The organism is Rhizobium leguminosarum (assembly GCF_001679785.1).
GTDB classification, from domain to species: Bacteria; Pseudomonadota; Alphaproteobacteria; order Rhizobiales; family Rhizobiaceae; genus Rhizobium; species Rhizobium leguminosarum_R.
Window position 1 is genome coordinate 4,350,515 of record NZ_CP016286.1, and the last position, 18,988, is coordinate 4,369,502.

The 18,988-nt window shown below is 62.1% G+C and carries 20 protein-coding genes and 2 pseudogenes; 8 read left to right on the top strand and 14 right to left on the bottom strand.

What is annotated here, in order from left to right:
* Positions 1–39: 39 nt before the first annotated feature.
* Positions 40–657, top strand: coding sequence for a hypothetical protein (locus BA011_RS21135; RefSeq protein ID WP_065281872.1), 618 nt, complete (start codon positions 40–42; stop codon positions 655–657).
* On the opposite strand, the gene BA011_RS21140 is transcribed toward BA011_RS21135, so the two are convergent.
* Both BA011_RS21140 and BA011_RS21145 read right to left on the bottom strand, forming a co-directional pair.
* The gene (locus BA011_RS21140) at positions 647–1,090 is read right to left on the bottom strand and encodes a GNAT family N-acetyltransferase (protein ID WP_065281873.1); all 444 of its coding nucleotides are present in this window, start codon (positions 1,088–1,090) and stop codon (positions 647–649) included. The genes BA011_RS21135 and BA011_RS21140 overlap by 11 nt on opposite strands.
* Positions 1,091–1,104: 14 nt before the next feature.
* Positions 1,105–2,053, bottom strand: a pseudogene (locus BA011_RS21145) (aldo/keto reductase).
* A gap of 177 nt (positions 2,054–2,230) precedes the next feature.
* Between BA011_RS21145 and BA011_RS21150 the strand changes: the two are divergent.
* Positions 2,231–3,217, top strand: coding sequence for a Gfo/Idh/MocA family protein (locus BA011_RS21150; protein WP_065281874.1), 987 nt, complete (start codon positions 2,231–2,233; stop codon positions 3,215–3,217).
* Positions 3,218–3,293: 76 nt separating this feature from the next.
* On the opposite strand, the gene BA011_RS21155 is transcribed toward BA011_RS21150, so the two are convergent.
* On the bottom strand, positions 3,294–3,671 hold the full coding sequence (locus BA011_RS21155; RefSeq protein ID WP_065281875.1) for a GtrA family protein: 378 nt from the start codon (positions 3,669–3,671) through the stop codon (positions 3,294–3,296).
* Entirely contained in the window at positions 3,668–4,675 is a 1,008-nt protein-coding gene (locus tag BA011_RS21160; RefSeq protein ID WP_065281876.1) for a glycosyltransferase, read from the bottom strand. Before BA011_RS21160 ends, BA011_RS21155 begins: the two co-directional genes overlap by 4 nt.
* A 159-nt stretch (positions 4,676–4,834) precedes the next feature.
* On the opposite strand from BA011_RS21160, the gene BA011_RS21165 reads away from it, so the two are divergent.
* Complete coding sequence (locus BA011_RS21165; protein WP_065281877.1) at positions 4,835–6,703, top strand: hypothetical protein; 1,869 nt, start codon at positions 4,835–4,837, stop codon at positions 6,701–6,703.
* 113 nt (positions 6,704–6,816) lie between these two features.
* Here the strand turns inward: BA011_RS21165 and BA011_RS21170 are convergent, their stop codons facing one another.
* Entirely contained in the window at positions 6,817–7,062 is a 246-nt protein-coding gene (locus tag BA011_RS21170) for a hypothetical protein (protein WP_065281878.1), read from the bottom strand.
* 342 nt (positions 7,063–7,404) lie between these two features.
* Between BA011_RS21170 and xseA the strand changes: the two genes are divergently transcribed.
* Together xseA and BA011_RS21180 are read left to right on the top strand one after the other, a co-directional pair.
* Positions 7,405–8,985, top strand: a complete 1,581-nt coding sequence (gene xseA / locus BA011_RS21175) for an exodeoxyribonuclease VII large subunit (protein WP_065281879.1) — start codon at positions 7,405–7,407, stop codon at positions 8,983–8,985.
* 2 nt (positions 8,986–8,987) lie between these two features.
* Entirely contained in the window at positions 8,988–9,581 is a 594-nt protein-coding gene (locus BA011_RS21180; protein ID WP_065281880.1) for an NAD(P)H-dependent oxidoreductase, read from the top strand.
* Positions 9,582–9,584: 3 nt separating this feature from the next.
* On the opposite strand, the gene BA011_RS21185 is transcribed toward BA011_RS21180, so the two are convergent.
* Positions 9,585–10,085, bottom strand: a complete 501-nt coding sequence (locus BA011_RS21185; protein WP_020052488.1) for a MarR family winged helix-turn-helix transcriptional regulator — start codon at positions 10,083–10,085, stop codon at positions 9,585–9,587.
* An 81-nt stretch (positions 10,086–10,166) separates the two neighbouring features.
* Between BA011_RS21185 and BA011_RS21190 the strand changes: the two genes are divergently transcribed.
* On the top strand, positions 10,167–11,078 hold the full coding sequence (locus tag BA011_RS21190; RefSeq protein ID WP_065281881.1) for an EamA family transporter: 912 nt from the start codon (positions 10,167–10,169) through the stop codon (positions 11,076–11,078).
* On the opposite strand, the gene BA011_RS21195 is transcribed toward BA011_RS21190, so the two are convergent.
* Together BA011_RS21195 and BA011_RS21200 are read right to left on the bottom strand one after the other, a co-directional pair.
* A complete protein-coding gene (locus tag BA011_RS21195) occupies positions 11,026–12,279 on the bottom strand; it encodes an aminopeptidase (protein WP_065281882.1) in 1,254 nt (417 codons plus the stop codon). The genes BA011_RS21190 and BA011_RS21195 overlap by 53 nt on opposite strands.
* A 128-nt stretch (positions 12,280–12,407) precedes the next feature.
* The gene (locus tag BA011_RS21200) at positions 12,408–13,091 is read right to left on the bottom strand and encodes a glutathione S-transferase family protein (protein ID WP_065281883.1); all 684 of its coding nucleotides are present in this window, start codon (positions 13,089–13,091) and stop codon (positions 12,408–12,410) included.
* Positions 13,092–13,174: 83 nt separating this feature from the next.
* Here BA011_RS21200 and BA011_RS21205 point away from each other — a divergent pair, with 83 nt between their 5' ends.
* On the top strand, positions 13,175–13,618 hold the full coding sequence (locus tag BA011_RS21205; RefSeq protein ID WP_065281884.1) for a MarR family winged helix-turn-helix transcriptional regulator: 444 nt from the start codon (positions 13,175–13,177) through the stop codon (positions 13,616–13,618).
* Here BA011_RS21205 and ybaK read toward each other — a convergent pair whose 3' ends face one another.
* The 4 genes from ybaK to BA011_RS21225 all read right to left on the bottom strand — a co-directional run bounded on the left by ybaK (position 13,619) and on the right by BA011_RS21225 (position 16,398).
* Positions 13,619–14,092, bottom strand: a complete 474-nt coding sequence (ybaK, locus tag BA011_RS21210) for a Cys-tRNA(Pro) deacylase (protein WP_065281885.1) — start codon at positions 14,090–14,092, stop codon at positions 13,619–13,621. It abuts the gene before it with no gap.
* 32 nt (positions 14,093–14,124) lie between these two features.
* On the bottom strand, positions 14,125–14,475 hold the full coding sequence (locus BA011_RS21215) for an ArsC family reductase (protein WP_065281886.1): 351 nt from the start codon (positions 14,473–14,475) through the stop codon (positions 14,125–14,127).
* Between the two features lie 160 nt (positions 14,476–14,635).
* Positions 14,636–15,697: a succinylglutamate desuccinylase/aspartoacylase domain-containing protein gene (locus tag BA011_RS21220; protein ID WP_065281887.1), complete on the bottom strand. Its 1,062-nt coding sequence runs from the start codon at positions 15,695–15,697 to the stop codon at positions 14,636–14,638.
* A gap of 101 nt (positions 15,698–15,798) precedes the next feature.
* Positions 15,799–16,398, bottom strand: coding sequence for a 2'-5' RNA ligase family protein (locus BA011_RS21225; RefSeq protein WP_065281888.1), 600 nt, complete (start codon positions 16,396–16,398; stop codon positions 15,799–15,801).
* Positions 16,399–16,681: 283 nt separating this feature from the next.
* Between BA011_RS21225 and BA011_RS21230 the strand changes: the two are divergent.
* Positions 16,682–17,243 (top strand): annotated as a pseudogene (locus tag BA011_RS21230) (methylated-DNA--[protein]-cysteine S-methyltransferase).
* Between the two features lie 82 nt (positions 17,244–17,325).
* On the opposite strand, the gene BA011_RS21235 reads toward BA011_RS21230, so the two are convergent.
* Both BA011_RS21235 and BA011_RS21240 read right to left on the bottom strand, forming a co-directional pair.
* Complete coding sequence (locus BA011_RS21235; protein WP_065282616.1) at positions 17,326–18,060, bottom strand: SDR family oxidoreductase; 735 nt, start codon at positions 18,058–18,060, stop codon at positions 17,326–17,328.
* Between the two features lie 58 nt (positions 18,061–18,118).
* Positions 18,119–18,970, bottom strand: coding sequence for an oxidoreductase (locus BA011_RS21240; protein WP_186806475.1), 852 nt, complete (start codon positions 18,968–18,970; stop codon positions 18,119–18,121).
* Between the last annotated feature and the right edge of the window lie 18 nt (positions 18,971–18,988).

Sequence of the window (18,988 nt, forward strand, 5' to 3'; positions counted from 1 at the left end):
CCGGGCGATGATTCCTGCCGTCGATGTGGGGGTAAGGTCATGCGAAAGCCGAATTCGATGAAGGGTCTGGAGGATCTCGGCCGCGTGCGGCTGTCGCAAAACTTCTTCCTCCGCGATTTCCTGCATTCCGAAATCGCCGATTTCCATCGCATCCCCAATATCCCCGAAGATCCCGATCTGGCGATCGAGGCGGGCAAGAGGCTTTGCGAGGAACTGCTGGAGCCGCTGGAGGCGACGTTCGGGCGCCTGCACATCCGTTCCGGCTATCGTTCGCCCGCGGTCAACAGGTTCGGCAACGAGAACAAGCTGAACTGTTCGACCAATACCGCCACATCAGCGCATCACATCTGGGATATGAGGGATTTTGACGGCTGCATGGGCGCGGCCGTCTGCATTGCCGTGCCATGGATGATTGACCATTACCACGATGAAAGCGACTGGCAGCGGCTCGCCTGGTGGATTCACGACCACCTGCCTTATGCCTCGCTCTGCTTTTTCCCGAAGCTCTGGGCCTTCAATATCCAGTGGCACGAACGGCCGAGGCGGGTGATCCAGAGCTATATCAGCCCGCGCGGCATCCTGACCAAACCGGGTATGGCCAATTGGAAAGGCGATCATTCCGAATGGTATGGGAATTTTCCATCGCTCAAAAGGTGATCCTATAGCGGATATGGCCGTCGCTCTCGACATAGCTGTCATAGAGCGCTCGCGCGGTTCTGTTCTGCTTGCTCGTATGCCAGTAGAGCCGCGACCAGCCCTCGGCTCTGCAGGTCGAAACCAGATCGTCCATCAGCGCCCGCCCGACACCTTTGCCGCGCGCATCGGCATCGACGAACAGGTCTTCGAGATAGCAGTCCCTGCCGCGGATCCACGTGCCTTCATGGGTGAGATAGACCGCAAAGCCCATGATCCGGCCATCGACGTCGGCGACGCGCATCGCGATCGCCGACGCCGGATCGAAGACCCGGCGCCATGTGGAATCGGTGATATCGGCATCGACGGTGACGTCATAAAAGGCGAGATAGGCCGCCCAGAGCTCGCGCCAGCGGGCTTCGTCCTCGGGGCGGGCATCACGTATCGTCACGGTCATGGCGTCTCTTTCTTTCAGGCACCGGCTTGGTCGAGCAGCGCCATCGCCTCATCGGAAAGCGCAAGTGTCGCCGATTTCGCCAGGCTTTCAAGCTGCGAAAGGTTGGTCGCGCTGGCGATCGGCGCCGTCACGCCCTTCTTGCGCAGCAGCCATGCGAGCGAAATTTCTGCCGGCGCTGCACCGGTCTCGGCCGAAACTTGTGTCGAGCGCGGCCAGAATACGTAGGCCCTTGTCGTCGAGATATTGCGAAACGCGGCCCTCGCGTGCACGGCCCTGCGTATCGGCCTTGCTGCGGTATTTGCCAGTGAGGAAGCCGGCGGCGAGGCTGAAATAGGTGATGACGCCGATGTCTTCCTTGACGCAGAGATCGGCAAGCGGCCCCTCGAAGCTCGCGCGCTCATAGAGATTATATTCCGGCTGCAACACATCGTAACGCGGCAATCCAGCTTTTTCGGCAGCGTCGAAGGAAACCTGAAGCAGCGTCGCGTCATAATTCGAGCAGCCGATGGCGCGGATCTTGCCCTGTTGCTTCAGCTTGGCATAGGCGCCGAGCGTTTCCTCGTGCGGCGTATCTTCATCCGGCCAGTGCGAGAGATAGAGGTCGATATAGTCGGTCTGCAGCCGGCGCAGCGAATCCTCGACCGCTTTCAGGACATAGGTCTCCTTCAGCGTCTTTCCCTGCCCCATGTCGGAGCCGACCTTGGTGACGATAACGGCCTTGTCGCGGGAGACCTTGGCTTGGCTTAGCCACCGCCCGATGATCTCCTCGGAATCGCCGCCCTTGTTGCCCGGAACCCACGAGGAATAGACATCGGCCGTATCGATCGTGTTCAGGCCCGCGTCGAAGAAGGCATCGAGAATGGCGAAGGATGTTTTTTCGTCGGCCGTCCAGCCGAAGACATTGCCGCCGATGACGATCGGCGCGACCGATAGACCTGTTTTTCCAAGCCGGCGCATTTCCATGACGCTCTCCAGAAGTGTGAAGGAATTGAAATCGCGGATACGGCAGAATGCCGCCCTGACCATTTAGTGCGATCCGCGCATCCGGGAAGGCAAACTTCCGTGATTTTAGGCCGCGCCATTGCGCCGCAGCTGAGGCCTGAATATGGTTCGCGGAAATCAGTTTGGGAGACTTGGATCATGCTGCGTTTCGGTATCATTTCAACGGCGAAGATCGGCCGCGACAACGTCGTTCCGGCGATCCAGGATGCGGAGAATTGCGTCGTCACGGCGATTGCCAGCCGTGATCTCACGCGTGCAAGGGAGATGGCCGACCGCTTCTCAGTGCCGCATGCCTTCGGCTCTTACGAGGAGATGCTGGCCTCCGACGTCATCGATGCCGTCTACATTCCGCTGCCGACCTCGCAGCATATCGAATGGTCGATCAAGGCGGCAGATGCCGGCAAGCACGTGCTCTGCGAAAAGCCCATAGCACTCAAGGCCGGCGATATCGACGACGTGATCGCCGCCCGCGACCGCAACCGGGTGGTGGTCACCGAAGCCTATATGATCACCTATTCGCCGGTCTGGCAGAAGGTGCGCTCGTTGATCGACGAGGGCGCCATCGGTTCGCTCCGGCATGTGCAGGGCGCCTTCACCTATTTCAACCGCGACCCCGCCAACATGCGCAACGTCCCCGAGCTCGGCGGCGGCGGCCTTCCCGATATCGGCGTCTATCCCGTCATGGGCACGCGTTTTTCCACCGGCAAGGAGCCGCTCTGGATCCAGGCGATCACCGAGCGCGATCCGGATTTCGGCACGGATATCTATTCGAGCGTCAAGGCCGATTTCGGCGATTTCGAGCTGAGCTTCTATATCTCGACGCAGATGGCCAACCGCCAGGTCATGGTCTTCCACGGCACCGAAGGGTACATCGAGGTCAAGTCGCCGTTCAACGCCAATCGCTGGGGGCCGGAAGAGATCGAGCTTGCCGACCGCAGCCACTCTGAATCGCGCATCTTCCGCTTCCAGGACAGCCGCCAGTACAAGCGGCAGGTCGAGGCCTTCGCCCGGGCGGTGACGAACGGCAAGGAAGAGATCGTCACGCTCGAAAATTCGAAGCTGAACCAGAAGGTGATCGACGCGATCTACCGGGCCAGCGAGAAGGACGGCTGGGAGGCAGTCTAGCGCATAACCCCGAAAATCGGAATCGATTTTCGGAAAGGATTATGCGCCACTTCACAGGGTTAGAGCGGCGCTCTGATCACTCGGCGCGGAAGACGAAGCGCGAATAGCCGAAGAAGCTGAAGATCATCGAGGCGACGCTGGCGATCACCATGGCCGCCAACGGCTGAAGCGCAGGCAGCGACAGCAGAAGCGCGGAATAGAGCCCGTAATTGACGAGCGCTGCCGTCACCCCGACCGAGCCGTAGCGAAAGCCTTCGGCGGCAAGCGAACGGCCGGAGCGATCGAAGGTGAAGCTCCGGTTGAAAGCCCAGGTCGCCGCCATGGCGAAGGCGATCGCCACGAGCCTCGCCAGAAACGGCCCGAGCGGCGTCAGTGCGAGCAGCGCCGACAGGATGCCGGCATCGACGAGGAAGCCGATGCCGCCGGCAATAGTGAAGCGGATGAGCTTTTTCATGCCGCATCCGCCTTGCGGTGACGCGCGCGGGATACCGGCCCTGCATCGCTGAGCGGCGCCTTCGTCGCGCTCGGCCTCTCCAGGCCGATATAATGGATACGAAGCTGATCGGCGCGGGCGCGCGCAACGGAATCCAGGATGACGCCGGCGGTGAACAGCATGAAGGAAATCATCATCAGCGCCGTCGACAGCACCCAGGTCGGCATGCGGCTGACGAGACCCGTTTCGAAATATTCCGCCAGCACCGGCGCCATGAAGCCGAGGCTCGCCAGCATGAAGGTGGCGCTGATCGCGCTGAAAAAGGCGAAGGGCCGGGTTTCCTTCATCAGCATCGCGAACATCCAGAGGATCCTGGCGCCGTCGCGGAATGTCGAAAGTTTGGAATGCGAGCCTTCCGGCCGGCGGCCGTAGTCGAGCTCCAGCTCGCTGACCGGCAGCTTCAGCCGCGAGGCATGCACGGACATCTCGGTTTCGATCTCGAAGCCGCCAGATACCGCCGGGAAACTCTTGACGAATCGGCGTGAAAACGCGCGGTAGCCGGAAAAGATATCGGTGAAGTCGGGGCCGAAGATCATCCGGTAGAGCAGGTTGAAAAGCCGGTTGCCGAGCGCATGGCCCTGACGGCCGGCATCGGCGTGCACACCGCGCCTTGTGCCGACCACCATGTCGGCGCGCTCGGTCAGAAGCGTGCGCACCAGTTCCTCGGCATCCTCGGGTGCATAGGTGCCGTCGCCGTCGGCGATGATGTAGATGTCGGCGTCGATATCGGCGAACATGCGGCGCACGACATGGCCCTTGCCCTGACGCCGCTCGCGCACGACATGCGCGCCGGCGAGCATTGCCTGCAGCGCGGTGCCGTCGGTGGAATTGTTGTCGTAGACGTGGATCGCAGCATCGGGCAGCGTCGCCCGGAAGCCCTGGACGACAGGGCCGATCGTCGCCGCTTCATTATAGCAGGGAAGCAGGACGGCAATATTCAGATTATCGGTACGCGATCGGGCCATGACTCTACTCGTTACACTTAAAGCCGCGCTCAACCTAAATCACGCGCCGTTAATAAGACCCTATGACGCAGGCAAAATCGGCAGCTGCCACAAACGGCTTTACACTTTCTTGATCGGCGGCGGCTAAAGTTCGGGTATCGAAACGAACCGCTAACCACAATGAACGCTGTGCAGCCGATCCCCCATGCATCCTCCGCGATCGACGCTCCCAGGGGCGGGCTGCCCGCTCCCAGGGGCGGGCTGCGCGACCTGCTGACGCGTCTCTGGCCAACCGTCATCGCCTATAGCGTCATCCTTGCTGTCGCCATCCTCATCACCAAGCTTTCCGGCGCTACCGATTACGTCGGCCCCGACAATGATGACGGAATGCGTCTCGTCGAGGTTCGCGATTTTCTGGCCGGGCAGGGCTGGTTCGATCTGATGCAATACCGTCTCGGCCTCGACGGCGGCACGCTGATGCATTGGTCGCGGCTGATCGATCTGCCGATCGCCTCGCTGATCTGGTTCTTTGGCCTGTTTGCGCCCCGCGAGACGGCTGAAGCGCTGGCGCTCGCCGTCTGGCCGGTATCGCTCATCCTGCCCGCCATGCTCGCCATGGCGGTTGCCGGCCGGCGCATCGGCGGTGTTGCCGCCATGCATATCAGTCTCGGCTTGACCGGTCTTGCGATCTACACCGGAAACCGCTTCGCGCCGGGCGCCATCGATCATCACAATGCACAGCTGGCTTTGGTCGCGACGATGATCGCTATGCTGCTGGATCCCGAGCGTCGCGCTTGGAGTTATGCGGTCGCCGGCATCGCGGCAGCGGTTGCCATCGCCATCGGCGCCGAGACGACACCTTTCGTCGCCGCCGTCTGCCTGACCATTGCCCTGCTCTGGGCATGGGAGGGCGAAGATTTCGCTGCCGCCGCGAGGGCCTTCGGGCTGGCGCTGGCGATTGCGATCAGCATCCTCTTCTTCGCAACGGTGCCGCCCCGGCTTTATTCAATGGTCACCTGCGACAATCTCTCGCTCGGCTATTACAGCCTGGCGGCGATCGGCGGCGGGTTGCTGTTGTTTTCGGCGGTTTTTGCCAGCCGCCTGCGCCGGCACTTGCGCTTTGCCGCACTCGCCGTCGTCGGCGCCGGTGTTTTCGGTTCGGCGATCGTGATCGCACCGCAATGCCTGAGCGATCCGCTGGCCGGTCTCGACCCGATGCTGGTCGAGCTCTGGCTCAGAAATGTTTCGGAAGCGCAGTCGGTTTTCGCTCTCGGACGCACGGACCCCTTCTCGATCGGTGCCTTCTATGCGGCCGGCCTGTTCGGCATCGCCGTCTGCATCTTCCGTGTCGTTCAGCGTGACCGCGTGCAGATCCATCTGGTCCTGCTCTTCCTGCTGATGACGAGCTGGGCTATCGCGCTGCTCCAGGTGCGCGGTTCGACGTTCTCGAACCTGATCTCCATCCTGCCGCTTGCCCTGTTGATTATCGATGTCCGCCGCATCTCCAACGGCGACAGCGAGAATGTTGCAGCCGCCTTCGTCTATATCGTCACCGTGCTCGCCAGTGCTCCGGCCGCCTGGGCCGTCGGTGGCGGATTTGTCTCGCTGCAGATGCAGAATGCTGCGCCGAAGAAGGCGGCAGAGCCGGCAAAGAAGATTTCCTGCACATCGCAAGCGGCGCTGGCGCCGCTCGCCGGGCTACCGGCCGGTCTGGTCTCGGCGCCGTCGGAAATGGGCGTGCCCATCCTCCGCTTCACCGCCAACCGGGTTCTCTCCGCGCCCTATCATCGCAATCAGGGCGGCATGCTGACGGAGCTGCATATCGGCATGGCCAAGCCGCAGGAGGCGGAAGCCTTCCTGAAGGGGACCGGCGTGACGGTGCTTGCATTCTGCCCCGGCGACCTGCAGACCCGCGAGATCACCAAGCTGAAGCCGGATGGGCTCTATGCTGAGCTCGGCAAGGGCAATATCCCACCCTATCTGGAACCGCTCCCGAAGGCGGCGAACGTGGGCGTTCAGTTCTTTCGCTATCGGCCGGCGACGAATTGACGCCGGCACTCTTCAGGATGGGATAAAGCATGTCGCGACAACGACATGCGTACAATCAACCGCGGGAAGCCACTGAAAGATCGCGATACGCTTATCAGTGTGAAAACGCGCTGTCAGTGCGTAACGCGCATGGCGCGGCGAAGGCGCTGATTGGCATAGAGCCCGAGCACGAAGAGCATGAGGCCGCCATTATAGCCGAGCACGGCATAGACGAATGCGAGAATAGACACCGGCCCGGGCGAGGTTATCGCCGCCAACGCGAATGTCATTCCGATCAGCGCGGCGACCAGCGCGATCACGCCAGCCGAACGCGTCTGCCCGGCGCTGACGCCCAATGCTGCTGCTGTGAGAATAATCATTTCAGCACCTTCCCAGAGAGAACGAGGGGAAGCATAGGAAGCGCCAACTAACAAAGATTTACCGGCGATCTTCGCCGAAAAGCCTTTGTATTGCGGTGGTTAGCAATCCCTTTCGGGTAAAACGCGTATTCTAACTATCCGTTCCGCCACAAAACATATTTACTCGATTTTGTTGTTTGTTGGCCCGGCTGCAACGATTGCATGTGCAGCATGCCAGGAGATGAGCGCGCTCGACGCAAGGGCGACGAACCCCTCGCGCGACCTATCTCAATGGTCAGGAAAACCGATCCCAATGCCAGTGCCGATCTTTCCGTTTGCCGCCGTTGGACATAGAAAGAGGGGATGAGCAACGTCTTCGACGGCGATTCGCCGACCAACCTTGCCGAATATTCTGTTTCGGAACTTTCCGGCTCGATCAAGCGCACCGTCGAAACCGCTTTCGACCAGGTTCGCGTGCGTGGAGAGATCTCCGGCTATCGCGGGCCGCATTCCTCGGGCCATGCCTATTTCGCGCTGAAGGACGACCGCGCCCGCATCGATGCCGTCATCTGGAAGGGCACGTTTTCGCGGCTGAAGTTCCGCCCGGAAGAGGGCATGGAAGTCATTGCCACCGGCAAGGTCACCACCTTTCCCGGCTCCTCGAAATATCAGATCGTCATCGAGACGCTGGAGCCGGCCGGCGCCGGCGCTCTGATGGCGCTGATCGAGGAGCGCAAGCGCAAGCTTGGCGCCGAGGGTCTGTTCGATGCGACCCGCAAGAAGCGGCTGCCCTTCATGCCCAGCGTGATTGGCGTCGTCACCTCGCCGACCGGCGCCGTGATCCGCGATATCCTTCACCGCATCTCCGATCGCTTTCCCGTGCATGTCCTCGTCTGGCCGGTGAAGGTGCAGGGCGAGGGCTCCGGCGAGGAGGTGGCAAACGCCATTCGCGGCTTCAACGCGCTGGAACCTTCAGGCGCCATCCCGCGCCCGGATGTGCTGATCGTCGCACGCGGCGGCGGCAGCCTGGAAGACCTCTGGAGCTTCAACGACGAAATCGTCGTGCGTGCTGCGGCTGAAAGCCGGATACCGCTGATCTCTGCCGTCGGCCATGAGACCGACTGGACGCTGATCGACTATGCCGCCGATGTCCGCGCGCCGACGCCGACAGGGGCAGCGGAAATGGCGGTTCCCGTCAAGGCGGAGCTCGAAGCGCAGGCCGCCGCTCTTGCCGCGCGCCTGCAGGGCTGCATGAACCGGCAGATGGATCAGCGCCGCCAGTCCGTGCGCGCCCTGATGCGGGCATTGCCGTCGATCGACCAGCTTCTCGCTTTGCCGCGCCGCCGCTTCGACGAGGCCTCCGCCGGCCTTGGCCGGGGGTTGGAGCTCAACACCATCAACAAGCGCCGCGGCTTCGAGCGCGTCGCCGCGCATCTGCGTCCTGATGTGCTGTCCAACCGCATCGCCGAGCGCCGCCAGACGCTGAACGAGCGCATGGCCCGGGCCGAGCGCATGGTCGAACGGCTGATCGACCGCTCGAAATCACGCGTCGATCGCGCCGAAACCATCCTCGCCTCACTGCCTGCCCGGCTGAAGAGCCAGACCGACCGCGGTCGCGAACGCCTTGGCAATCTTTCTCGCCACGCCGATACGGCGGTCCGCCACCAGCTGACCCGCGCGCGCGCCGAGCTTTCCGCGCAGGACCGCGTGCTGCAGTCGCTCTCCTATAAGAATGTGCTGAAGCGCGGTTACGCCGTCATTCGCGATGAGGATAACAATCCGGTCTCACAGGCCGTTCACCTCTCCGCCGGCATGGGCATCGCCATCGAATTCGCCGACGGCCGTGTCGGCGCGATGACCACGGAAGGCGGCACACCGCCGGCCGGTGCCAAGAAGCGCAGCGCAAAACCCGCAGAACCGCCGAAGCAGGGAAGCCTGTTCTGACGATGCGGATCCTGCTGGTGCTTGCCCATCCGCTGGAGGATAGTTTCGCCGCTGCCGTGGCAAGGACTGCGCGTGAGGCGCTGGAAGCCTCCGGCCATGTTGTCGACCTGCTTGATCTCTACCGCGAAGATTTCGATCCGCGTCTTTCGAAGGCCGAGCGCAGCGGTTATTTCGACCAGCCCTATGACACCTCAGCCGTTGCCGATATAGTTATCCGCCTGAAGGCCGCCGATGGCCTGATCCTCGTCTTTCCGCAATGGTGGTTCAATTTTCCGGCCATCCTCAAGGGTTTCTTTGACCGCGTCTTCGCCCCCGGCGTCGCCTTCAGCCATGATGCCGCTGGCGGCCGTATCGTGCCGCAGCTGACCAATATCAGGCTGCTCTATGCACTGACGACGACAGGCTCGCCCTGGTGGCTGGTGCGTCTCTATATGGGCGATCCGGTACGCCGGCTCTTGAAGCGCGGCATCGCCGCCTTCTGCTCGAAGGGATTGAATTTCCGCATGCTCAGCCTGCACGACATGGACCGGGCCACCGATGCAAAGCGCAGGGCGCATCTCGATCGCGTGCGCAGGCTGCTATCGGCGGTTCGATAGCCGCTATTCGAAGTCCGCAAGAAGCTTGCGTAGCAGCCTGTCGAGTTCCGCCTTGTCGGCCGCGCTCAGGTTTTTCGACAGCCGGTGCTGATTGGCGACATGCGCATCGACGGCGGTCTCCACCGTCGCAAGCCCTTTTTCCGTCAGCGCGATGAGCACGCTCCTGCGATCCTCCGGATTGAGGATACGTTCGACGTAGCCCGCCTTCTCCAGCTGGTCGATGCGGTTCGTCATCGTGCCGGAGCTGACCATGGTCATCTCCAGAAGCTCCCCCGGCGAAAGCCGGTGAGGCGCCCCGGCGCGGCGCAACGTCGCCAGCACGTCGAATGCGGAGGACGAAAGCCCCTGCTTCATGAGCACGGCCTCCACCTCGCGGCCCAGATGGGTACTCAGGCGTTTCAGACGCCCGAGGATGCCCATCGGTTCGACGTCGAGATCCGGCCGCTCCCGTCGCCATTGCGCCAGAATCTTGTCGACATGATCCATTTTGCCGTCTTCGCTCATGCTCCATCGATATCATTCATTATCTTGACGTCAAGATAAGAAGGTGTAATGTGAATTTATCTTGAAATAGAGATTCTTGATATGAAGACAAATTCACGCTATGTCGCCGATCTTATGGCAACCGCGCTCGCACCCGCCATCTGGGGAAGCACCTATATCGTCACCACCGCTTTCCTGCCGGCCGGATATCCGCTGACGGTTGCCATGCTGCGCGCCCTGCCGGCCGGCCTGCTGCTTCTCTTCCTGGTCAGAAAGCTGCCTTTCGGAATCTGGTGGGGAAGGGCTTTCGTTCTCGGCGCGCTGAACTTCTCGTTCTTCTGGGCGATGCTCTTCGTCTCAGCCTACAGGCTGCCAGGCGGCGTCGCCGCAACGGTCGGCGCCGTGCAGCCGCTGATCGTCATCGCTTTGTCGCGGCTTTTTCTCGGCAACACGATCCGGCCGCTTGCCGTGCTGGCCGGTCTCGTCGGCATGGCCGGCGTTGGATTGCTGGTGCTGACACCGAAGGCGGGGCTCGATCCGATAGGTGTCGCTGCTGGTCTCGCCGGCGCGGTCTCGATGGCCTTCGGCACGGTGCTGACGCGCCGCTGGGCGACGCCGGTTTCAAACCTCACCTTCACCGCCTGGCAATTGACGGCGGGCGGCATGCTGCTGGTGCCTTTTGCCTTTTTCCTGGAACCGGCGCTGCCGATGCCGACCGCTGCAAACATTGCCGGCATTGCCTATCTCGGGCTGGTCGGCGCAGCCTTCACCTATCTGCTCTGGTTCCGTGGCCTATCGCGCATCGAGCCCTCGGCGGTTGCCTCGCTTGGCTTCCTTAGTCCGTTGGTCGCGACCCTGCTCGGCTGGCTGGCGCTCGGCCAGAGCCTGACGCCGGTGCAGATCGGCGGTTTTGCCATGGTGCTTGCCAGCGTCTGGCTCGGTCAGCGCACGATGATGCCGCTCAGGCCCATTCGCCCTGCCGCATCACCGGAACCCGTGAACCATCCGGCTTAATGCCGTCGATATCGACCTTGTCGGAGCCGATCATCCAGTCGATATGGATCAGGCTGGAGTTTCCGCCCTGTGTCTTGATCTGCTCCTGGCTCAATGTCGCGCCATCGAGGAAGCATTTGGAATAGCACTGGCCGAGCGCGATGTGGCACGAGGCGTTTTCGTCGAACAGCGTGTTGTAGAACAGGATGCCGCTCGCCGAGATCGGCGAGGAATGTGGCACCAGCGCCACTTCGCCGAGCCGGCGCGCGCCATCGTCGGTATCGAGCACCTTGTTCAACACCTCTTCGCCGCGCGAGGCCTTGGCCTCGACAATGCGCCCGCCCTCGAAGCGCACCTGGATATTGTCGATCAGCGTGCCCTGGTGCGAAAGCGGTTTGGTGCTCGACACATGGCCATCGACGCGCAGCGCATGCGGCGTGGTGAAGACTTCCTCGGTCGGGATATTTGGATTGCAGGTGATGCCGTTCTTGGCAGTGGAAGCGCCGCCATGCCATTCATGCCCGTCGGCAAGGCCGACCGTCAGGTCGGTGCCCGGTCCCTGGAAATGCAGCGAGGCGAAGCGCTCGCCGTTCAGCCAGGCGCTGCGCTTGCCAAGATTGGCATTGTGCTCGGCCCAGGCGGCGACCGGATCGCTGACATCGACACGCGAGGCGGCAAAGATCGCCTTGGCGAGCTTGGCGATCGCAATCGGTTCCGGATCGTCGGGGAAGACCACCTTGGCCCAGGAGGGATTCGGGTAGGAGACGATGTTCCAGTTGATGTCGAAATTCGAGATCTTCTCCAGTGCCGGCTTGTAGGCGGTGGAGTTGGCGCGATTGGCGCGGCCGACCTTGCCGGCATCCTGCTCGGAGAGCAGCATCGGATTATCGCCGGCGATCGCAAGACGGGCCGCCCCGTTGGTGTAAGCCTTGGCCATGCCCTCGTAGAGCCAGCCGGAGGCGCGGTCGAAGCTCTCGTCGCTGCCATACTGATAGCGCGCCAGCGTCGTTTCCTCATCGGAATAGAAGGCGGAGACCAGTCCGGCGCCGGCCAAATAGGCGTGTTTGGTGATCAGGCGAACCAGCGGCAGCGCGACGACAGGCGCGGTGATCACCAGGTCCTGACCCTTCTGCAGCTGCAGCCCAACCTTGACGGCGACTTCCGCAAGCTTTTCCAGCTTGACGGGATCAACTGTGCTCTGGCTCTGGGGCATGAAAGTCATGGTTCAACCTGCCTTCTGTCATCGACGGTGGGAGGCTGGAAGACTTAGACCCGTTTGCGGCGAAAATGAAGCGCTCGGCTGCCCGAATTGTAAGCGGCCGGATGAGATGTCCGGCCGCCGGGCGCGCTTCAGGCGGCGGCAGCTTGCCTGAGTAGGATCGAGTTATGTTTTTCGAGGAATTCCATCAGCCGCTGCGGGTAGTCTTCGCCAACGGCGGCCTTGACGCTCGCCCGTTCGGAGAGCGCCTTGCGCCAGCGCTTTACACGCTCAAGCCCTTCGAAGATGTCGCCGTCGCCGAGCGTCTCGAAGAGATCGAAATACCGACAGACCGGCGCGAAGACGGCGTCGACGAGGCTGAAGTCGTTGCCGGCGAAATACGGCCCGTCCGTCAACACCTTCTCGACAGTTGCGAATTTGGAGATGAGCGCCGTGCGCTTGGCGTCCAGCTGGTCCGCAACCTGCGCCGTCTCATAGCCCCAGAGATCGGAAAGCACGGACGAACCGAATTCCATCCAGCCGCGATGGCGGGCACGTGTCAGCGCGTCTTTTGGATGCAGCGCCACACCTGGCTGCGTTTCCTCCAGATATTCGCAGATGACGCTGCTTTCGAACAGCACGGCCTGATTGCCGTCCTCCTCCTCGATCCGCAGCAGCGGCACCTTGCCGAGCGGCGAGATCTTCAGGAACCAGTCCGGCTTGTTGGCAAGATCGATATTGATGCGCTCGAAGGGCACGCCCTTTTCGAGCAGTGCGATCGCGGCGCGCTGCACATAGGGGCACAGGTGATGGCTGACGAGGGTAAGCTTGCTCATGGCGCTCTCCTTGGTAATGATGGTAGATGTAAATGCATCTAATACTGCTTGCAGTCAAATTCAAGATAGATGTAACTGCATTTATGTCTGAAAAACCGTCGAATCCGAGCGAAGCGGTCACCTCTGCCTGGACGAGCATCATGCGCGCCCGCGAGCGGTTGCTTGGCGCCATCGAAGCCGACCTGAAGGCGGCCGGCATGCCGCCGCTTGCCTGGTACGACGTGCTGTGGGAATTGGCGCGCTCGCAAGACGGCAAGCTGCGCCCTTACGAGATCGAGGAGCGGACATTGCTGACCCAGTATAATCTTTCCCGGCTGATCGACCGGCTGGAAAGAGAGGGCCTGGTCCGGCGCGAGGCCTTCGCTGAGGATGGGCGCGGCCGCTGGGTGGTGATGTCGGATGCCGGCCGAAAGCTTCGCGAGCGCATGTGGACCGTCTATGCCAGATCGATCGAGACCCACATCGGCTGCAAGCTTGCCGAAAACGAGGCGAGGACGATCGCTGGCCTGCTCGACCGCTTCCTCTGATCAGACAATCAGCGGCGCGGCGACGGCCTTCAGCGCCTTCAACGCATCCTTTGGGTTGAGCCGCACCTGCAGCCCGCGCTGCCCGCCATTGATATAGACGAGCGGTTCGGCAAGGGCTGCTTCCTCGATCGCCGTCGGCACGGTCTTCTTCTGGCCGAAAGGACTGATGCCGCCGACATGATAACCGGTCAGCCGCTCGGCATCGGCGGGCTTCATCATATTGGCCGATTTGCCGTGAAAGGCGCTGGCAAGTTTTTTCATGCTGACTTCGCGGTCCGACGGCACGACGACGCAGACCGGTTTGCCGTCCACCTCCGCCATCAGCGTCTTCAGCACCCGATGCGGCGCCTCGCCGAGTGCTTCGGCCGCCTGCAGCCCGACGCGCTCGGCATTGGGGTCGTAGTCATAGGCATGAACGGTGAAAGCGATGCCTGCCTGCGAAAGAAGCTGTGTCGCGCGCGTGGTCTTGGACATCTCTTTCCCTCGTGAGTTCACCCGGCCGCCTGTCAGCCTTCGAACATACCCGCGTAAATCTCCGGCTTGAAGCCGACCAGCAGCTTGCCCTTCGCCTCCAGCACCGGCCGCTTGATCATCGACGGCTGGTCGAGCATCAGCTGGATTGCCTTCTCCCGGGTCAGGTTCTCGCGCTCGGCATCGGGCAGTTTGCGGAAGGTGGTGCCGGCGCGGTTGAGGACGGTATCGAGGCCGGCTTCGTCGATCCAGGCTTCGAGATGGGCGCGGTCGATACCGAGCGCCTTGTAGTCGTGAAACTCATAGGCGACGCGGTGTTCTTCCAGCCAGCTGCGGGCCTTCTTCATCGTGTCGCAATTCTTGATGCCGTAGATGGTGACGGCCATGCCCGATCGATCTCCCTGTGATGACAGCGAGATAACATGCACGAAGGCCGGCGCAAACGCCGTGCGACCTTTTATCCCCGAGCGCGTCGACGCGCACTGTGACGGCTGCGAATTGATTGACATTTCAGACAGCAATCGCCGCCGGCAAAGCCGTCCCGGCTCAGTTCTCCAACGTGCCAGCCTTGCGCGAAGCCTTGCTGGGTTCGTCGCAGGCGATCTTCATCAGGTCGCCGCGCCGCCGCACCAGCCGGTCGGAAGTTCGGGTGAGGATCAGCCCGTCCTGCGGCGCGGTAAGCTCGATGCTGCCGCCAGGCTGCCCGGGCCGGGTGACTATCGTCGCCAGAAGATCGCCTTCCGCAACCCTCTCGCCGATATCGCGATAGAAGAGTACGGCTCCGCCTTCTGGCGCGCGGATGATCTCGACATTGTCGAGCGGCACGGCCGGACCGGAAAATACCGTTGCCGCCGGTTTTTCGTCGCCAACGATCCCGCGTGCCGCGAGGAAGCGCCAGAGCCCGTCCGCATCCGATTTCGCCAGCACCGGATCGACGTCGCGTTTGCCGCGCAGCTCGACGGTGACGGAGAGTTTGCCGGGCAGCCGGGGCCGGCGTTCGCCGGGAACTTCATATTTCCATGCAAAACCGACGGCCTCCTCGAAGGCTGAGCTCTCGCCGTCGGAAAGCAGCACGGCCTCCATGTCGAGTGCAGCGGCAAGATCGGCCGCCTCCGGCCAGAAGGCCTCGTCGATATAGGCATATTGCAGGGATTCATCGTCGCAATGCAGGTCGAGCACCAGATCGGCCCCGAGCGCCATGTGCAGCAGCTGCCGCTTCAACCTGTCGGTAGCCGGATAATCATCGAGGCCTTCGATCAGCGTGGCGCGATCCACAATGGAGATCAGCGGAAAATCCCGGTTGAAATTGGTGCGTGAGCCCAGGTCGAAACGGCCCTGCAGCTCGCCGAAATGCGATTGCGCCGCACCGATCGGATTGGCCTGCGGCACGATGGTGATGTCGCCGGCGATCCCGCCTTGGTTTTCCGCCTGCCGCAGCCGCTCGCAGAGGAAATGCAGCAGCACCGTTCCCGGCAGCTCGCCGGCATGCAGTGCCGCCTGGATATAGATCTTCGGCGCCTTCGGATCGTGACCTTTAAAACGCAGCACCGGCAGCCGCCACTCCGTTCCCGGCGTATCTCCAGGGATGATGATCTCTGAAACGTCCATGCTGTCTTCGTTCCCGTTTGCAACCAGCGCTCGGTTAGGCATTCCGAGCTATATGAGCGGAAATAGGGCAAGCGCAAGCGTGGTCCGGAGACATCATTGCCTCAGCCGAGCAGCGGCCAACGATCGATGATCCGATGTTCGGCTTTTCCGAGAACACTGTGGATGAGCAGGAATTCGGACGCCGTCCATGAAACGGGTGTGTCGAGCCTCGTCGGCGGCACGGTCTTGCGGTCGTAGAGCAGCGTCATATGCGGTGTGAAATCGCGGTTGATATTGTGCCGCAAGCCGGCATTGTGCATGTCGACGCCCAGTTGGACATGCACTCGGGTGAGCGGCTTCCGTTCGCCCTCGCCGCAAAGCACAAGCGCTCGCGCCTGCGGGAATCGCATGATCCGGTCAAAGGTGATTGCGATCGGCGCACTCTCGACCATGGCGCCGGCCTGTCGTGCCGCGAAGACCACATCCTCCGGCAGCTTCGGATAGTCTCCGACCCAGATGATCGACACATGCAATGTCGTCAGGCGCGGCCTGCCGGAAAGGGAGAAGGCTCGACGATAGTCATCGGCGATTGCGGCCGCCTGCTGCTCGATGGCATCAGGAGGACAAAGCGCAAAGAAAAGTCGATCTCCGCTGGCGTAGCTTTCGTTCCGCCGTCCGCGCCCATTTTTGTCGTCTCCGAAGTCGAGGGGCATTTGGTTCATGGAATTTCAGGTCGTCATGACCCACCTCGTCGTTGTCAAAACGCGACGAAGAATACTCTGAAAGGAAACGGTATCAAGAACAGAAGAAGAACATAATTTCTCGATATGCTCGACGTCACACTCATCCGAACCGTCGCCCAGGATCGGTTGAAAGTGGAGTTCGACCGACATTGCAGGGGGTGCACCGCAATATTTCCTGGAAGCGCGGCGCGCGCAAGAAACGGGTTGAAACGGCGGCCGTCCCATACGATTTTGAAATCATCGAAAACGCGGAGGCTGTGTCATGGCTGAGACCATACACCACTATCTCATCTTCGAAACCGCGGGTGGTTTCTGCGGCATCGCCTAGCGACGCAGGCATCACCCGTTTCCAACTGCCGACCAAATCAGCGGAAGCGACCGAACGGCTGCTGCTGCGCCGCCTGCCGGATGCCGAAGCCGGCGCGCCGACGCCTGCTGTGCTGGAGACGGTCGCCGCCGTGAAACGCTACTTCCAGGGCGAAGAGACGGATTTTTCCGGCGTCGAACTCGACCTTGCCGGCCAGGATGCCTTCTTCCGGGATATTTATGCGGCGGCAAGGCGTGTCGGCTGGGGCCGCACCACCACTTACGGCGCGCTGGCCAAGGAGCTCGGCGTCGGGCCGGAAGCCGCCCGCGACGTCGGCCAGGCGATGGCGAAGAACCCGGTTGCTCTGATCATTCCCTGCCATCGGGTGCTTGCGGCCGGCGGCAAGATCGGCGGCTTTTCCGCGCCCGGCGGTTCGTCATCGAAGGCCCGCATGCTGGAGCTCGAAGGCGTCAACCTCGCACCGCCGCTGCCTGCCCAGCAGTCGCTGGGTTTTTAGGCGGCGGAGGCCTTTCGTTTTCCGCAATTCCGGACGCAAAACCGCTCTGCGCTTTTGCAGGAACTGCAGCGGTGTCAGCCACTCAATGCGGGCTGGCAGTCGGCCGGATGATGATCTCGCTGACATCGACGTCATCAGGCTGGCTGATGGCGTAGAGGATGGAATTGGCGACGGCCTCGGGGCTGATCGTGATCGCCCTGAAAGCCTTCATAGCGTCCCGCGCCGTCGGATCGGTGATCGTGTCGGCCAGTTCCGATGTCGTCGTGCCGGGAGAGATGACGGTCACGCGGATACGATCGGTCTCCTGCCGCAATCCGTCCGAGATCGCACGCACCGCAAATTTCGTCGCGCAATAGACGGCGGCCGTCGGAGAGACGCTGTGGCCGCCGATCGAAGACAGGTTGATGATCTGCCCCGATCCCTGCGCCTTCATGATCGGAAGCGCTGCCGCGATGCCGTAGAGAACGCCCTTGATGTTGACGTCGATCATCCGGTCCCATTCGTCGACCTTGAGGGCGTCGAGCGGCGAGAGCGGCATGACGCCGGCATTGTTGACGATGACATCCAACCGGCCGAATTCGGACTTGGCAAAGCCTGCGAAGGCTTCCACATCCACTCGGTCGGCGACGTCAAGCTTTCGCAGGCGAACCGACCCGCCCTTTGCGGCGATTTCGCCGGCGAGTTCCTCCAGGCGCTCCGTGCGGCGGGCACCGATCACGATATGGGCGCCTGCGGCAGCCAGCACCTTAGCCGCAGCCTCTCCGATGCCGCTGCTGGCTCCGGTGATGGCAATGACTTTTCCTTTGATATCAGACATTTCAAGCTCCATGTGTGGGCCGCTCGCCTGGCGATGCGGCTGAGGGTTTTCGTGGCGGTTAGCGTGGGAAATCAGCACTGAGCGTCGTCTCTGCCCAGGCGTCGAAGTTTGCGCGCAGCGCATCCAGCCGTTCTCGGGCGATCTTCAGGGCGGGCGCGCCGAGCAGCAGGCGCAGCGGCGGCGCGTCCGCTTCGAACGCTGATATGATCGCGGTTGCCGCGCGCGCGGGATCGCCCGGCTGGTTGCCGGAGATCGAGCGGGTGGCCTGGCGCCGCTTGCCGGACGTTTCGGCATAGTCTTCGATGATCGTGCTGGATTCGACCATCGACCGGCCGGCCCAATCCGTGCGGAAGGCGCCGGGTTCGAGGATCGTCACATCGATGCCGAGCGGTTTGACCTCATGGAAAAGCGATTCCGACAAGGCTTCGACCGCGAACTTGGTGGCGTGATAGTAGCCGGTTGCAGCAAAGGCGACGAGCCCGCCAAGCGAGGAGACGTTGAAGATATGCCCTTGCCGGCGTGAACGCATACCCGGCAGGACGTGCTTGGTCACATCGATCAATCCGAAGACATTGGTCTCGAACTGGGCGCGTATCTCAATATCGTCGCCCTCTTCGATCGCCGAGAGGTAGCCGTAGCCGGCATTGTTGACGAGGACGTCGATCGCACCGAAATGCGTTTCGGCGTCATGAACGGCGCCGGCGATGGCGTTGCTGTCCGTCACATCGAGTGCAAGGGCAAGCGCGCGGTCCCCGTGCTCTGCCGTGAGATTTGCCAGGGTCTCGGGTCTGCGCGCCGTCATGGCGGCGCGCCAGCCACGGGCCAGAACGGCTTCGGCGAGCGCCCGGCCGAGGCCGGACGATGCACCGGTGATGAACCAGATGGGGGTTGGGGAGGACATGATCGTCATCCTTTCCGGCCGTCAAAT

Bases quoted from the DNA above. Each gene is read 5' to 3' on its own strand.
- BA011_RS21135 (WP_065281872.1), top strand. From the start codon at position 40: ATGCGAAAGCCGAATTCGATGAAGGGTCTGGAGGATCTCGGCCGCGTG.
- BA011_RS21205 (WP_065281884.1), top strand. From the start codon at position 13,175: ATGTCTGAAAAACCGTCGAATCCGAGCGAAGCGGTCACCTCTGCCTGG.
- BA011_RS21170 (WP_065281878.1), bottom strand. From the start codon at position 7,062: ATGATTATTCTCACAGCAGCAGCATTGGGCGTCAGCGCCGGGCAGACG.
- BA011_RS21165 (WP_065281877.1), top strand. From the start codon at position 4,835: ATGAACGCTGTGCAGCCGATCCCCCATGCATCCTCCGCGATCGACGCT.
- BA011_RS21150 (WP_065281874.1), top strand. From the start codon at position 2,231: ATGCTGCGTTTCGGTATCATTTCAACGGCGAAGATCGGCCGCGACAAC.
- BA011_RS21195 (WP_065281882.1), bottom strand. From the start codon at position 12,279: ATGACTTTCATGCCCCAGAGCCAGAGCACAGTTGATCCCGTCAAGCTG.
- xseA (WP_065281879.1), top strand. From the start codon at position 7,405: ATGAGCAACGTCTTCGACGGCGATTCGCCGACCAACCTTGCCGAATAT.
- BA011_RS21240 (WP_186806475.1), bottom strand. From the start codon at position 18,970: ATGACGATCATGTCCTCCCCAACCCCCATCTGGTTCATCACCGGTGCA.
- BA011_RS21220 (WP_065281887.1), bottom strand. From the start codon at position 15,697: ATGGACGTTTCAGAGATCATCATCCCTGGAGATACGCCGGGAACGGAG.
- BA011_RS21140 (WP_065281873.1), bottom strand. From the start codon at position 1,090: ATGACCGTGACGATACGTGATGCCCGCCCCGAGGACGAAGCCCGCTGG.
- BA011_RS21190 (WP_065281881.1), top strand. From the start codon at position 10,167: ATGAAGACAAATTCACGCTATGTCGCCGATCTTATGGCAACCGCGCTC.
- BA011_RS21225 (WP_065281888.1), bottom strand. From the start codon at position 16,398: ATGAACCAAATGCCCCTCGACTTCGGAGACGACAAAAATGGGCGCGGA.
- BA011_RS21235 (WP_065282616.1), bottom strand. From the start codon at position 18,060: ATGTCTGATATCAAAGGAAAAGTCATTGCCATCACCGGAGCCAGCAGC.
- BA011_RS21155 (WP_065281875.1), bottom strand. From the start codon at position 3,671: ATGAAAAAGCTCATCCGCTTCACTATTGCCGGCGGCATCGGCTTCCTC.
- BA011_RS21200 (WP_065281883.1), bottom strand. From the start codon at position 13,091: ATGAGCAAGCTTACCCTCGTCAGCCATCACCTGTGCCCCTATGTGCAG.
- BA011_RS21180 (WP_065281880.1), top strand. From the start codon at position 8,988: ATGCGGATCCTGCTGGTGCTTGCCCATCCGCTGGAGGATAGTTTCGCC.
- BA011_RS21160 (WP_065281876.1), bottom strand. From the start codon at position 4,675: ATGGCCCGATCGCGTACCGATAATCTGAATATTGCCGTCCTGCTTCCC.
- BA011_RS21215 (WP_065281886.1), bottom strand. From the start codon at position 14,475: ATGGCCGTCACCATCTACGGCATCAAGAATTGCGACACGATGAAGAAG.
- ybaK (WP_065281885.1), bottom strand. From the start codon at position 14,092: ATGTCCAAGACCACGCGCGCGACACAGCTTCTTTCGCAGGCAGGCATC.
- BA011_RS21185 (WP_020052488.1), bottom strand. From the start codon at position 10,085: ATGAGCGAAGACGGCAAAATGGATCATGTCGACAAGATTCTGGCGCAA.